The following is a 12,613-nucleotide window of genomic DNA, read 5'->3' as shown; positions in this document are numbered from 1 at the left end:
TCCACCCGACCTACCCGGGGGCCGGCGGGTTGAAACCGCGATGAGACTGAGACGTCTCGAAAACCTTTGCGGGAACAGCTTTTCGGCGACAGCGCTCGCAGCTGTTGCAATCGCTTGCTTCACACCGGCTCGATCACCAGTGCTCGACAGCCTTGTGGTCCTTCTATGCGGTCTGTAGTTCGGCGACGAGCTTCTCGACGCGGGCTCGGATGTCGTCGCGGACTTCGCGGACGACCTCGAGCGGTTGGCCGGCGGGGTCGGTGAGTTCCCAGTCTTCGTAGCGTTTGCCGGGGAAGATCGGGCAGGCGTCGCCGCAGCCCATGGTGATGACCACGTCGCTGTCCTTGACGGTCTCGGTCGCGAGCAACTGGGGTGTCGCGCCGGTGATGTCGATGCCGACCTCGCGCATTGCCTCGACTGCGATGGGATTGATCTGGTCGGCGGGTTCGGATCCGGCCGACCGGACCTCGACGGTGTCACCGGCGAGGTGGCGCAGCCAGCCGGCGGCCATTTGGGATCGGCCGGCGTTGTGGACGCAGACGAACAAGACGGTTGGCTTACTCATGAAGATGCTCCGGTGGTGTCGGGGTGCGGGGTGACGACGTCGTCGGCGGCACGCCCCGCGTCGGCGTACAGCAAAACCACAAGCCCGGCGCCGACGACGCCGCCGAACAACTGAAAGACGATGAACGCGGGCACCGAGCTCGGCGCGATGCCGGCAAAGGTGTCGCTGAACGCGCGGCCGATGGTGACAGCAGGGTTGGCGAACGAGGTCGACGAGGTGAACCAGTACGCCGACCCGATGTACGCCCCGACGGCGGCCGGCGCAAGGTTGGCACGGCCGGTCCACGCGAGCGCGAAGATCAGGAGAATCAAGCCCGCGGTGGCCACGACTTCGGCAAGCCACAGGTGACCGGCGGAGCGATGCGTCGTCGACCACGTCACGGCGGTCTCGCCGTACATGAGGTTGGCCAGTACGGCGCCGGCAATCGCCCCGCCGACCTGCGCGGGGAGGTACGCGGCGAGATCGCGAGACGTCAGTCCGGACCCGGTGGCACGTCCGAGCCACCAGTCGACCAGCGACACCACAGGATTGAAATGGGCGCCCGAGACCGGCCCGATGGCAAGGATCAGTACGGCGAGACCGAGCGCTGTCGCGAACGCGTTCTCCAACAACTGCAGACCGACATCACCATGAGACAGCGACGCCGCAGCGATCCCGGACCCGACAACAACCGCAACCAGAAGCCCGGTGCCGAGCCCCTCGGCCGCAGCGCGCCGCCACAACGGAGCTACCGGGCCACTCACGCGCGCTCCGGGGCAGCGAGGGCGGGGGCGAGGCGGTCGATGCGGTCGGCGATCTCGCGGTAGGCGGCTTCGAAGGCTGCGTCAGTACCTGCCGGCGCTGGGTCTGGGACGGACCAGTGCAGCCGCGGTCGTACGTCGGGATGGAGGTGCTCGTACGCGTTGTCGCACACCGCGATGACCAGGTCATCGGACTGGACGACGTCCTCGACCTGCGACGTACGCCAGGTGTCCGGGTTGAGTCCGTGCTTGCGCGCGACCCGGACCGCGCCGGGGTGAACGCGGGCGGCAGGCTCGGTGCCGGCCGACAGCGCGGGGACGTGACTGCGCCGCGACCAGACTGCCGCTGCCAACTGTGAACGGGCCGAGTTCTGCGTGCACACGAACACCACCCTCGGCGCCGACAGCACCGGTGCGGTGATCGTGGTCAACGCATCCGGAACAAGGCGTACGTACGTACGACGTCGATCGCCCTCGGATCGGGTCCTGACCACCACGCCCGCGTCCTCCAGGACCTTCAGGTGATGGGCAACCAGATTGGTCGGCATGTCGAGCGCCGCCCCGAGTTCACCCGGTGCCACGTCACCGGCGATCAGGGTGTCGACGATCGCCAGCCGCCCCGGTTCACCGAGCGCGGCGTGGATCCGGGCTCGATCGGCCAGGGTAGATCGCTCAGTGTTCATTGACTCAATGGTCACTGAGCTATTTCAGGAAGTCAATCCACCGCCAGGAGGCCGGCGATCCACTGCATGCGCTCGCGGATCGGCCAGTAGTAGACCCAGGTCCCGCGCCGCTCGCAGTCGACCAACCCTGCCTCACGCAGGACTTTCAGGTGATGCGAGATCGTCGGGCCGGACACATCGAACTGGGGCGTGATGTCGCAGACGCAGACCTCCCCACCGGCCGAGGCGATGATCGACAGCAGTCGCAGCCGCACCGGGTCACCCAGCGCCTTGAACGCCGCCGCACCCTCGGCCGCCTGTTCGACATCGAGCACCGCGGACGAGATGGGAGCGCAGCAACCACCCGCCGGAGAGGCGATGAGCTCGATCTGCTGTTTAGACATAGATCTATCTTGACTTCCATCTAATCAAGAGGCAAGCTGGGCGCTGATTAGATGAACTTCTAGATAGTGGGGATGAGGACATGACCGAAGCTCCGGTGGTGGTGATCGGCGCGGGCCCGATCGGCTTGGCGGCGGCCGCGCACCTGGCCGAGCGCGGGATCGAGTTCGCGGTCCTGGAGGCCGGGCCGAGCGTGGCAGCGGCGATCGACGAGTGGCGGCACGTGAAGCTGTTCAGCCCGTGGCGCTACGACCTCGACTCCGCCGCACGGCGGCTGCTGGAACGCGCCGGCGGCTGGACCGAACCCGAACTGGGCACGCTGCCCACCGGCGGCGACCTGATCGACGACTACCTCGAACCACTCACCAAGACCCCCGAGCTGTCCGGCCGCATCCGGTACGACGCCGAGGTCATCGCAGTGACCCGAGTCGGCTTCGACCGGATCCGTACCGCAGGTCGCGAAGACGCGCCGTTCCTGGTCCGCCTCGCCGACGGGTCCGAGTTGCTCGCGTCGGCGGTGATCGACGCGGCCGGGACCTGGCGTCGCGCGAACGTTCTCGGCGGCTCGGGCATCCCCGCCCGCGGTGAGTCGATCGCGGCTGACCACATCGCGCACGCGCTCCCCGACGTACTCGGCCGCGACCGTGACCGCTTTGCAGGCCGCCGTACGGCGGTCGTCGGCGCCGGTCACTCCGCTTCGACAACGCTGCTGGAACTGGGCGAACTCGCCGAAGAGGTCCCCGGCACGGAGGTGCTGTGGGTGGTCCGCGGCACCGACCAGGCGCGTACGTACGGCGGTGGCGACGCCGACGAACTGCCTGCCCGCGGAGCGCTCGGCACGCGCTTGAAGAAGCTGGTGCAGTCCGGCCGCGTCGAATTGGTCAGCGGGTTCCGGACCGAGGAACTGGCGCCGACCTCCGACGGCCGCGTGGAGCTTGTCGCCGGCGAACAGCGCGTGGTTGCCGACACGGTCGTGAACTCGACCGGGTTCCGCCCGGACCACGACATGGTCGGTGAGCTACGCCTCGACCTGGACCCGATCCTCGGCTCAACGCGGGCACTGGCGCCGCTGATCGACCCGAACCAGCATTCCTGTGGCACCGTTCCGCCGCACGGCGTCGACGAGCTCGCCCACCCCGAGCCCGGCTACTACGCGGTCGGTGCGAAGTCCTACGGCCGGGCGCCGACGTTCCTCCTCGCGACCGGGTACGAGCAAGCCCGTTCGGTCGTCGCCGCACTCGCCGGCGACTGGGAAGCCGCGCGCGACGTCCAGTTGGACCTGCCCGAGACCGGAGTCTGCTCCTCGAACCTCGCCTATGGCGACGGTGCCGAGGAGTCCGGCGGCTGCTGCGGCCCCGCACCACAAGCCGTCCCGGCGGGGCGCGGCCTGGCGACGGGTATCACCGGCGGCCTACTGACCGTCATCGACAACACCCCCACCAAGCAGTCAGGCTGCTGCAACTGACGACAGCCACCACCTCCGCGGCCGGCACACCAGTTGCCGGCCGCGGAGGAATCCGCCGCGAGGTCGTCGCCGCTCTCGCTGTCACCACCACCATCGGGTACGGCGTTCTGTACTACGCGTTCAGCGCCCTCCTCGAGCCGATGCGCACCGACCTGCACATCTCCACCACCACCGCGACCGGCGCCCTCGCTGTCGCCTCCCTGACCAGCGCCGTACTGGCGATTCCGATCGGCCGCTGGCTGGACCGACGCGGCGGCCACGGCCTCATGACAGTCGGGTCGATCCTCGCCGCAGCCTCGGTGCTGGCCTGGTCTCATGTCCACACCACGACTGGCTTGTACGCCGCCTTCGTTGCCCTCGGCATCGCATCGGCGATGGTCCTCTACCCGCCGGCCTTCGCGGTCATCGTCGCGTCGACCGCACCGCAAAGGCGCACCACGGCCTTGCTCGGCATCACACTGGTCGCCGGCTTCGCCAGCTCGATCTTCATCCCGCTGACCGGCCAGCTGATCCACGCGTACGGCTGGCGCCAGACCCTCGCCATCCTTGCCGGCGTCATCGCGGTGGTCACGATCCCGTTGCATGCGCTGGCACTCCGCCGTACCCGACCCATCACGGCACAGCCCGCACACCATCCGCGACCGGCACCCAGCCGCGCTCTGCATGACCCCGGATTCTGGCTACTCGCGACGGCCTTCGTACTGCACAGCGCGGCACTGGCCGTCATCGGCGTTCACCTGGTGACTTACCTGACCCGACTCGGCCACCAGCCAACCACCGCCGCGACCCTGGCCGGGCTGCTCGGCCTGCTGTCAGTCACCGGTCGAGCCACCGTCACCATCCTGGGCCGTTGGCTCCCCATGACCGCGATCACCGCCGTCATCATCACCCTGCAAGGCATTGCGCTAGGACTACTCCCCGCCGCCGGTCGGAGCGTGGCAGGCGCCGCCATATGCCTGATCCCGTTCGGGCTCGGATTCGGTGTCGCCTCGATCGCCAAGCCGGCCATCCTGCTCGACCGGTACGGCGACCACGGTTACGCCACCATCGCCGGCATCCTCGGCACCCCCACGAGCATCGCCGCCGCCACCGCCCCACTCGCAGCCGCAGCGCTGGCCACCGTCCTCGGCTACACCCCCCTCATCCTCACCGCCGCGGGAAGCTGCGCCCTCGCAGGCCTCGCCCTGACCGTGACACATCACCTCCACACCTCGCCCGCACGGATCTTGCGATGAGCGGACGTCATCGGTGCGTGTGATCGCGACGTGCGGCGTATCGTCGGGGCAGGGGGCGAGATGACGAAATTGACGGTTGCGGCTGTGCAAGCGGCGTACGTGCTGATGGATCGCGGGGCGACGCTTGCCAAGGTGGAGGAGTTGCTGGCCGACCCCGCAGTACAGGCGGCCGACCTGGTCGTGTTTCCCGAGGCGTTCGTGCCTGGTACGCCGATCTGGATCGACGGGCCGCCGATCTGGGACGGTGACGAGCAGTGGTTCGCGATGCTGGCCGACCAGGCCGTCGTCGTACCGAGCGAGGCCACCGACCGGCTCGGGGCAGCGGCTCGGCAGGCGGGGGTCTATCTGGTGATCGGGATCAATGAGCGCGAGGCCGCGGGGAGCACGATCTACAACACGTTGTTGTACTTCGATGCCAACGGCAACCTCCTCGGCAAGACCTATCACGCCGGGGTGGCCGGTTCGTCCAACCGGCCGGGGCCGGCCTTGCTCGTGACATTGGTGACCGGTGCGATGAATCCCTGGGCACCGGCGACAACGAAGTAGGCCACGCCCAGCAGAATGCTCTCGGTCGCAAGGAAGAGATACATCGACAGCGCACCACCGAGGGCGCCCATCGGTATGGCCGACCGGCTGAGCCAGCTCTGGTTCACAGCAGCGACGATCGCCGCAACCCCGATCGCGGACCATGCCGATGCCTCGGGCCACACCGACACGACGGTAACGCCGAGGAAGCCGGCGAAGACGAGCTGCCGAGTGACACTGTTGACCAGCAGCGTTACGCCGTACACCGCGCGCTCGAGCGTGGTCACCGGCTGATACGGCCTGACCTTGTCGCCGGAGACCATCGTGATCCTCCCGCTGCGCCGCACCTGCACCAAGCGGGTAACCATGACGGCCAACAGAGCGACCGCCAGTGTCGCCGAAAGAGAGGCCGCGTTCGTTGGCGACCGCAAACCAAGATATTCGAGCTGACCACCATCGGCGGTTACCACCAGGGCGACTGCCACAGCCGCGATTGCCACGTTCCGTCCGGCGGTGCTGGTGTACTGACGGATCCGACCATTCGCATCACCAGCGGCAAGCGATTGGACGAGCAGTCGATGGCTACGGCGTGCGAGCCATGGCGCGACAAGCAACAAGTAGGCCCAGAGGATAAGAGCGAAGGCGAGGTTCCAGCCGCGCACCTCGGCACCACCTATCGGTTGACGGAATGGTGGGAGCACCCTACCTGCGGCGCCGACCGCCACTGCCGATGATCGGTGGGACGATCGTGATTATTGCGTTCCAGGAAGGATCGGACGTCATGGTTCGCTTGGTGGTGATGCGCCGGTTGGAGGCGTACAGGCGCGCCCCGCTGTCGGTGCGCAGGGCGATGGCGGTGATCGTGGCCGCAACGGTGGTGAGTGTGCTGGCCGGTGGCGTGCTGATCACCGTGGTTGATCCGGAGGAGTTCCCGGACCTGGGTACGGGGCTGTGGTGGGCGTTGCAGACGGTGACCACGGTCGGGTACGGCGACGTGACCCCCGAGAACACGGCTGGGCGGCTGGTGGGGGCGCTGTTCCTGCTGGAGGCAATCGCGTTCGTGACGATCGTGACCGCGGTGATCACCTCCAACTTCGTGGAGCGGGCGCACCAGGAGCGGATCGCGGATTCCGAGACCGCGGAGGCGGTGGGTATCGAGCAGCTGACCGCGCAGCTCTCGGAGATCACCTCGAAGCTGGAGCGGATCCAGCGAACCCTCGACGTCGGAGGACCGGCCGGAGCGCGCACCACGCTCAGCTGAACGTCCGCGCCTTCGGGGGGCGCGGTTGGGGAGTTTGGTCAGTGCCACACGTTGTTGTGCTCGGCGGCGCTCTCCGGTATCGCGATCAAGGAGGCCATCAGGCAGATCGCCACGTAGAGGGCCATCGTCAAGGCTTCCTTGCCGAGCTCCGACCTGTGCTCACCCACGCCCGACAACGGGGCGGCAGGTTCGTCCGCCATGGCGCCATCTTCCCATTCAGCTCTGCGACCGTCCACGCACTCCGCCCAGGTTGGTTGTCGTGGTTGGTGGGTACCGCTGCGGAGTGACTTCTCCGACCGAACAGCTTGCGCCTGCTCTCGATATCGACGCCCGACTCACCGACATCGAGCGCAGCTTGGATCTGCTGCTCAACATCACGCCGGTCAATGGGGCAGAGGCGTGGGCGGACTTCGAACGGGGTGACTTCGGGATGGCCCCCACCCTCCGGCTCAGGCCGCTGGAATTCGAGCCGGACCTGGTGCGACGTGACCTCTACAGCCTCGAGATCGAGAATGTCACCGACCCTGCGCTGCACACACTCTTCCGGGTGAAGCGGGACGAGATCGCACGACAGATCACGGCCCTGGAGGATCGCGACACGTCACGGTTCGTGTACGGATCGCTGCAACTGTACGGCGGGATCGCGCAGCCCCTCGCGTCCGCCGCGGAGGAACTGCTCGAGACCATTCCAGCCCAGGCTCCCAGCTCCCGCAGTGTCACGGCCGGCGTGTTCGCGGAGGCGGCTCGTGCGGAGTTCGATCGATACCGTGCTCTGTATCCGGACTTCCCGGTGCACGTCGAGGTGCGTGACGACATCTCCGAACTGATGGTGTCGTTCGGCCGGCTGCTCATCCCCGAAACCGCCGCGATCAGGTCGGACCGCGTCGAGCCCTTGCTGCACCACGAGGTCGGCACCCATGTCGTCACCTACCAGAACGGCGCCAGGCAACCCCTGACCCTGCTGACGATCGGACTGCCTGGGTACGACGAGACCCAAGAGGGTCTTGCCGTGCTCGCCGAGTACCTGACCGGCGGACTGGACCCGCGGCGTCTCCGCGTACTCGCGGCGCGAGTTGTTGCCATCGGCAAGATGCTCGACGGCGCCGAGTTCCTGGAGATCTTCGAATCGTTGCGGGCAGATCATCAGATACCGACGAGGACCGCTTGGTCGATCGCCATCCGGGTCGTCGTCGGGGGCGGTTCCGTGAAGGACGCGATCTACCTCCGCGGGATCACGCGTCTGCTCGAGACCCTCGCGGAGGGCAGCAGCCTCGATGTCCTGTTCGTCGGCAAGCTCGCGTTGGACCACATCCCGTTGATCCAGGACCTGCTCGACCGCGAGGTACTCGAGGCACCGTGGGTCCGCCCACGCTGGCTGGATGTGCCCGGCGCTCAGGAGCGCCTCGACCGACTGCGTGCGGGCGCGTCGGTCACGGACCTGTACGAAGGAACGGTGTCGGCATGAGGCTTGCATTCTTCGTCAACAACGTCGCTACCGAGATCGACGAGTACACGACTACGCGGCTGGCGAGGGCCGCGGCCCAGGGCGGACATGAGGTTTGGTACGTCGGTGTCGGAGACGTCGAGCTCGGTGAGAGCGATGGCCGACTGGTGGCCCGGGCTCATGCCGCAGAGTTCGCGAAAGACGACACGCTCGAGACCTTCATGGAGCGCATCAAGGAACGCGATGCCGAACGGATCGTCATGGACGACCTCCATGCGTTGTTCCTGCGCAACGAATCGATCGCAGATCTGCAGGAGCGGCCGTGGGCAAGTCCACTGGGTGCGGTCTTCGGCCAGATGCTCAAGGCGCGCGGCGTCACCGTGGTCAACGACCCGATGTCCCTGACTCGCGCACCGAGCAAGCTCTACCTCGAGGAGTTCCCCGAGAAGATTCGTCCCCGATCGCTCGTGACGCGCGATCCAGAAGCGATCGAACGGTTCGCCGGCAAGGTCGGGCACTGCGTCGTCAAGCCGCTGTACGGCGCCAAGGGCCGGAACGTGTTCATGATCGGCGCCGGCGGCGAAGCGAACCTCGCGCAGATGACGGAGGCCGTGCTCCAGGACGGCTACGCGATCGTCCAGGAGTTCGTCGACGGCGGCGAGGACGGCGATGCCCGGATCTTCTTGCTCGAGGGACAGATCCTCGAGCGCGACGGACAGCCGGCCGCCTTCCGGCGGGTGCCCACGGGCAACGACCCGCGGGCCAACATCAGTACGGGCGGACGTTCGGTCCCGCTCGAGTTCGGTGACGTCGAACGCGGCATCATCGAAGCGATGAGCGAGAAGCTCGTGGCCGACGGCATGTACTTCGTCGGCATCGATGTGATCGGCGACAAGGTGGTCGAGATCAACGCGGAGAGCCCGGGCGGAATGCAAAGCGTCGAAAGGCTCTACGACATCGACGTCTGCCCCACCATCATCGAAGCCCTGGAACGCCGTACCGCCTCGAAGCCGTGAGCCGCGGCGGCCTCGGGCAGACCGCGCTCGACTTCGCCAACCACTTCGCCCCGGCCAAGGCGACCTAGCCGTCTTCGATGTTCGCGGTGTTACCAGTTGATCGGGCGGAGTTCGGGGCCGACGATGTGGCCCTGGTGGGGAGAGGTGTGCGCCTGGTCGTGGAGGAAGTGCCCGGCGTACCAGACGACCACGTCGGTGGAGTTGATGGACTCGGCGGTCAGGTACTGGTCGAGGCGGCATTGGGTGTCCGCTGGTGAGCCACCGACGACGCCGACGCCATCGTCGAGTTCGGTGGCCCGATAGCGGAGGAACCACAGGTCGGCCACGCCATACGCATCGGCGGTGCCGTCCGCCGGTCCGGGTGTGATGCCATAGCCGCGGCCACTCTGGGCGTCGAGCACGCGCCAGCGACGAGCGAACAACGATCGCGTCCGCTTCGTCTCCCGGACCAGACGCCACCACGGCGGAAGACCGGGGAAGATCAGGCCGCGCTGCTCGACAACGTCGTTGCCGGCGCCCTCGATGTCGAAGTCCAGGCGCCAGTACACATGGTGCTGGTGTCGCATGCAGGTCCGGGGATTGCGGGTACCGGCGAACCCGAACCGCGGCGCGATGGTGCCGTCGTCGCGCAGTCGCCAGTCCGACATGTAGCGGTACCAAGCGGCTTGGACCTCGCTGACGATGCGCAACTCGCCGTCCTCGTACCACAGCGCGACGCCCTGGAAGTTCCCCGCGTCGGTCCCGGACTCCAGGATCGTTGCCGGCGGGGACGTGCACACCCGCCAGCCCGGCCCGACCGGGTCGAAGCCGTTGGCGAGGAAGGGGGTCTCTTGGTTCTGCCAGTCGCGGAAGGTGACGCCGTTGTCGTAGAGCACGTTGAGGATCGGTACGTGCGCCTGCCACAGGACGAGCCGCCCGCGGTAGGTGACGTGCCTCAGCTCCACGCCGGACCCTTTGCCCAGATGGGTAGGTGCGGACGCGCGCGGCCGGACGACGACCAGATTCCACAGTTCCTGGCCCCCGCGCAGTACCCGGACGCGGACCCAGTCACGGCCTCCGGCGTCAGGCAGGCTGTCGACGCCCACCGGCAGGCTCTCCTCGCAGTCCCCGTCGAGCCCGTGGAAGGGATCCGGGTCCCACTCCACGAGCCGGTCGCCGATGTCGACCGCGACGTAGCGGTGGCGCCGTTCGGCCTCCGGGTCGAACACCCCTAACGCGATTCGCCGCAGGGTCGTCCCGTCGTCCCGCTCGACATCCGCGAGCGGTGGCATCGGCTGGTAAACCACGACATCGTCCCGGCCCCGCAGCTCAGCGAACTCCGGGTCATCACGGAGCACCTCGAGCGCAGCACCAAGCTCGCCGGTGGTCGGATTCGGCCGGAAGGCGCTCTGCGTCAGCTCGACGTCGTCGCTGTCGAGCCGACCAGTCACCTCGACCGAGCTGTTCTCTCGCGGGTCGAAGACCATCGCGACGAATCGTGAGCTCTCGTCATGCTTGCGCCCCAACAGGGTCGGGCCGAGAACTATCAGAGCGGATGGGTCGGCATCACCGAAGTGCTCACGGACCCGTTCGTGGCGCACCAGGACATTCCGCGCATGCACCAGCCGCTCGGACAGCTCGTCCTCGTAAGGCTCGACGACAACCTCAAGATCCTCAGGCATGGCAACCCCCTTTATTACCTCGGAGGCGACCGGGCCAGGACCAGATACATCGGGACCACGCCGGCGCCAACTGATGCGGCCGTTTCTTGTCGGAGGGGCGTGTTAGCTTGCGGCAACTGGGTGGCGAGAGGGGATGTCATGGCTAGTTTCACGCGGTCCGATGACCTGCAAGGCGCGGAGTTCGTCGATACGAATCTGCGGGGGGCGCGGTTCGTCGGGGCTGATTTGTCCGAGGTCGTGATGCGCGGCGTCGAGGTGCGCGCGGCAGACATCGACGCACCCTGGCTCTCTGACGGCGAGACGTTCTTCCGCGTCAACGGCGTCAACGTGATCCCCTTCGTCGAGGCCGAGCTCGACCGCCGCTTTCCCGGCCGATCCGAGCGACGGGCCGAGGATCCGGACGATCTGCGCGCGGCCTGGGCTGCCCTCGAGCGCACCTGGGCGGCCACGCTCGAACGCGTCGCGGCGATGCCGGCCGACACGGTCGACGTGTCAGTGGCCGGCGAGTGGTCGTTCGCGCAGACGCTGCGGCACCTGGTCCTTGCCACGGACATGTGGCTGGGCGGGGCGATTCTGGAGAAGGAACAGCCCTTCCACCCGATCGGTCAAACAGACACCGGGACGGGGGACGACGGCCGCTTGGACATGTCGGTCTTCACGACGGTCAAACCGACGTACGCCGAGGTGCTCGACGTCCGAGCGGGTCGCGTCGCGATGGTGCGCGACTTCCTCGCCACAGTCACACCGGAGGTACTCGCCGCGCAGCGCAAGAATCCCCACGCCCCCGACTACCCCGAGACCGTTCTCTCCTGCCTGCACGTGATTCTCGAGGAGGAGTGGGAGCACCACCGGTACGCCGTACGCGATCTCGACACGATCGAGGCAAAGCCCGACGCCTGAGCAAATGCTGTCGGATCAGCGGATCGCATAGCCGCCGAGGGAAGGTTCGAGCTGTTCGAAGGCCTGGCGCGCCAGGTCGGCGAGCTCGTCCGTCGTTTCGGCACGCGTCTTGCCTTCGAGCGTCATGCGAAACGCTTGCCGGAAGAGGACGCGATGAACCGCGGCGAGTTGGGCCGCGGCGACCGCCAAGGTGATGTCTTCGCCCGTCTCTGTGCCGGTCTCTGCGGCGAGCGTGTCAGCGATGGCCACTTCGCGCTGTTCGTCGATCTCGCGTAGCCGGGCGAGCAGAGCGGGACTACCGGTGATCATCTTGACGAATCCCTCACTGGCCAGCCCGACCGATGCGTCCTGACGTCTGAGTGCCTCGAAGTACGCACGGTGTAGCGCAGCCAGAGCCGATTCCCCGCTCGCGCGGCCGGCGATCGCTTGTGCGGCGTGCGAGGCGAGCTCGACGTGCTGGTCGAAGACCAGATCTTCCTTGCGCGGGAAGTAGTTGGTGACCGTCATCTTGGCGACGCCGGCCGCCTCCGCGACCTCGGCGATCGTCACCTCGTCGAAGCCACGCTCCAGGAACAGCCCCGTCGCCACGTCCGAGATCTGCTGCCGGGCCAGCTGTTTCTTCCGCTCCCGCAGTCCGGACCCACGCTCACTCATACGTCGCAGCCTAGCGCATTTATGTCCGACCCATAGATAGGTTTGACATAAAATTAGGTCGAGCATATGGTTTTGCCGAACCT

At 67.3% G+C, this 12,613-nt stretch carries 15 protein-coding genes; 7 read left to right on the top strand and 8 right to left on the bottom strand.

The genetic code is table 11. The annotated features are described in order from the left end of the window. Positions 1 to 163 precede the first annotated feature (163 nt). The 4 genes from AB0E63_RS23115 to AB0E63_RS23100 are packed head-to-tail and all read right to left on the bottom strand — an operon-like array spanning position 164 to position 2,371. On the bottom strand, positions 164 to 565 hold the full coding sequence (locus AB0E63_RS23115) for an arsenate reductase ArsC (RefSeq protein ID WP_360369688.1): 402 nt from the start codon (positions 563 to 565) through the stop codon (positions 164 to 166). Next, complete coding sequence (locus AB0E63_RS23110; RefSeq protein WP_360369685.1) at positions 562 to 1,308, bottom strand: MIP/aquaporin family protein; 747 nt, start codon at positions 1,306 to 1,308, stop codon at positions 562 to 564. The genes AB0E63_RS23115 and AB0E63_RS23110 overlap by 4 nt, the downstream gene beginning before the upstream one ends. Then, positions 1,305 to 1,988, bottom strand: a complete 684-nt coding sequence (locus tag AB0E63_RS23105) for a helix-turn-helix domain-containing protein (RefSeq protein WP_360369682.1) — start codon at positions 1,986 to 1,988, stop codon at positions 1,305 to 1,307. Before AB0E63_RS23105 ends, AB0E63_RS23110 begins: the two co-directional genes overlap by 4 nt. A gap of 32 nt (positions 1,989 to 2,020) precedes the next feature. After that, positions 2,021 to 2,371 carry a metalloregulator ArsR/SmtB family transcription factor gene (locus tag AB0E63_RS23100; RefSeq protein ID WP_360369679.1) on the bottom strand — a complete coding sequence of 117 codons (351 nt, stop codon included), beginning with the start codon at positions 2,369 to 2,371 and terminating at the stop codon, positions 2,021 to 2,023. An 80-nt stretch (positions 2,372 to 2,451) separates the two neighbouring features. On the opposite strand from AB0E63_RS23100, the gene AB0E63_RS23095 reads away from it, so the two are divergent. The 3 genes from AB0E63_RS23095 to AB0E63_RS23085 are packed head-to-tail and all read left to right on the top strand — an operon-like array spanning position 2,452 to position 5,615. Beyond that, positions 2,452 to 3,834: an FAD-dependent oxidoreductase gene (locus tag AB0E63_RS23095; protein ID WP_360369676.1), complete on the top strand. Its 1,383-nt coding sequence runs from the start codon at positions 2,452 to 2,454 to the stop codon at positions 3,832 to 3,834. Next, positions 3,822 to 5,069, top strand: a complete 1,248-nt coding sequence (locus AB0E63_RS23090) for an MFS transporter (protein WP_360369754.1) — start codon at positions 3,822 to 3,824, stop codon at positions 5,067 to 5,069. Before AB0E63_RS23095 ends, AB0E63_RS23090 begins: the two co-directional genes overlap by 13 nt. Positions 5,070 to 5,129: 60 nt before the next feature. Next, complete coding sequence (locus tag AB0E63_RS23085; protein WP_360369673.1) at positions 5,130 to 5,615, top strand: nitrilase-related carbon-nitrogen hydrolase; 486 nt, start codon at positions 5,130 to 5,132, stop codon at positions 5,613 to 5,615. Here the strand turns inward: AB0E63_RS23085 and AB0E63_RS23080 are convergent. Continuing rightward, positions 5,513 to 6,256, bottom strand: coding sequence for a hypothetical protein (locus tag AB0E63_RS23080; protein ID WP_360369670.1), 744 nt, complete (start codon positions 6,254 to 6,256; stop codon positions 5,513 to 5,515). The two genes, AB0E63_RS23085 and AB0E63_RS23080, sit on opposite strands and share 103 nt — an antisense overlap. Before the next feature lie 119 nt (positions 6,257 to 6,375). Here AB0E63_RS23080 and AB0E63_RS23075 point away from each other — a divergent pair, with 119 nt between their 5' ends. Then, entirely contained in the window at positions 6,376 to 6,855 is a 480-nt protein-coding gene (locus AB0E63_RS23075) for a potassium channel family protein (RefSeq protein WP_360369667.1), read from the top strand. Positions 6,856 to 6,893: 38 nt separating this feature from the next. Here the strand turns inward: AB0E63_RS23075 and AB0E63_RS23070 are convergent, their stop codons facing one another. Continuing rightward, positions 6,894 to 7,055, bottom strand: a complete 162-nt coding sequence (locus AB0E63_RS23070; protein ID WP_360369664.1) for a hypothetical protein — start codon at positions 7,053 to 7,055, stop codon at positions 6,894 to 6,896. Between the two features lie 83 nt (positions 7,056 to 7,138). On the opposite strand from AB0E63_RS23070, the gene AB0E63_RS23065 reads away from it, so the two are divergent. Together AB0E63_RS23065 and AB0E63_RS23060 are read left to right on the top strand one after the other, a co-directional pair. Continuing rightward, positions 7,139 to 8,320, top strand: coding sequence for a tyrosine/phenylalanine carboxypeptidase domain-containing protein (locus tag AB0E63_RS23065; RefSeq protein ID WP_360369661.1), 1,182 nt, complete (start codon positions 7,139 to 7,141; stop codon positions 8,318 to 8,320). Beyond that, positions 8,317 to 9,315 carry a glutathione synthase gene (locus AB0E63_RS23060; RefSeq protein ID WP_360369658.1) on the top strand — a complete coding sequence of 333 codons (999 nt, stop codon included), beginning with the start codon at positions 8,317 to 8,319 and terminating at the stop codon, positions 9,313 to 9,315. The genes AB0E63_RS23065 and AB0E63_RS23060 overlap by 4 nt, the downstream gene beginning before the upstream one ends. A gap of 89 nt (positions 9,316 to 9,404) precedes the next feature. Here the strand turns inward: AB0E63_RS23060 and AB0E63_RS23055 are convergent, their stop codons facing one another. Next, complete coding sequence (locus tag AB0E63_RS23055; protein ID WP_360369655.1) at positions 9,405 to 10,976, bottom strand: hypothetical protein; 1,572 nt, start codon at positions 10,974 to 10,976, stop codon at positions 9,405 to 9,407. A gap of 138 nt (positions 10,977 to 11,114) precedes the next feature. Between AB0E63_RS23055 and AB0E63_RS23050 the strand changes: the two genes are divergently transcribed. Further along, entirely contained in the window at positions 11,115 to 11,876 is a 762-nt protein-coding gene (locus AB0E63_RS23050; protein ID WP_360369652.1) for a DinB family protein, read from the top strand. A 15-nt stretch (positions 11,877 to 11,891) separates the two neighbouring features. Here AB0E63_RS23050 and AB0E63_RS23045 read toward each other — a convergent pair whose 3' ends face one another. Further along, a complete protein-coding gene (locus AB0E63_RS23045) occupies positions 11,892 to 12,530 on the bottom strand; it encodes a TetR family transcriptional regulator (protein WP_360369649.1) in 639 nt (212 codons plus the stop codon). Positions 12,531 to 12,613: the final 83 nt, after the last annotated feature.

Origin of the sequence: Kribbella sp. NPDC026596 (genome assembly GCF_040638415.1) — a bacterium.
GTDB lineage: Bacteria > Actinomycetota > Actinomycetes > Propionibacteriales > Kribbellaceae > Kribbella.
Note: the sequence above shows the minus strand (reverse complement) of the source record. Positions and strands in the feature narration are given on the sequence as shown.

Coding starts and splice junctions, on each gene's coding strand:
- AB0E63_RS23115 (WP_360369688.1), bottom strand. CDS start 565: ATGAGTAAGCCAACCGTCTTGTTCGTCTGCGTCCACAACGCCGGCCGA.
- AB0E63_RS23105 (WP_360369682.1), bottom strand. CDS start 1,988: ATGAACACTGAGCGATCTACCCTGGCCGATCGAGCCCGGATCCACGCC.
- AB0E63_RS23100 (WP_360369679.1), bottom strand. CDS start 2,371: ATGTCTAAACAGCAGATCGAGCTCATCGCCTCTCCGGCGGGTGGTTGC.
- AB0E63_RS23095 (WP_360369676.1), top strand. CDS start 2,452: ATGACCGAAGCTCCGGTGGTGGTGATCGGCGCGGGCCCGATCGGCTTG.
- AB0E63_RS23085 (WP_360369673.1), top strand. CDS start 5,130: ATGACGAAATTGACGGTTGCGGCTGTGCAAGCGGCGTACGTGCTGATG.
- AB0E63_RS23075 (WP_360369667.1), top strand. CDS start 6,376: ATGGTTCGCTTGGTGGTGATGCGCCGGTTGGAGGCGTACAGGCGCGCC.
- AB0E63_RS23070 (WP_360369664.1), bottom strand. CDS start 7,055: ATGGCGGACGAACCTGCCGCCCCGTTGTCGGGCGTGGGTGAGCACAGG.
- AB0E63_RS23060 (WP_360369658.1), top strand. CDS start 8,317: ATGAGGCTTGCATTCTTCGTCAACAACGTCGCTACCGAGATCGACGAG.
- AB0E63_RS23055 (WP_360369655.1), bottom strand. CDS start 10,976: ATGCCTGAGGATCTTGAGGTTGTCGTCGAGCCTTACGAGGACGAGCTG.
- AB0E63_RS23050 (WP_360369652.1), top strand. CDS start 11,115: ATGGCTAGTTTCACGCGGTCCGATGACCTGCAAGGCGCGGAGTTCGTC.
- AB0E63_RS23045 (WP_360369649.1), bottom strand. CDS start 12,530: ATGAGTGAGCGTGGGTCCGGACTGCGGGAGCGGAAGAAACAGCTGGCC.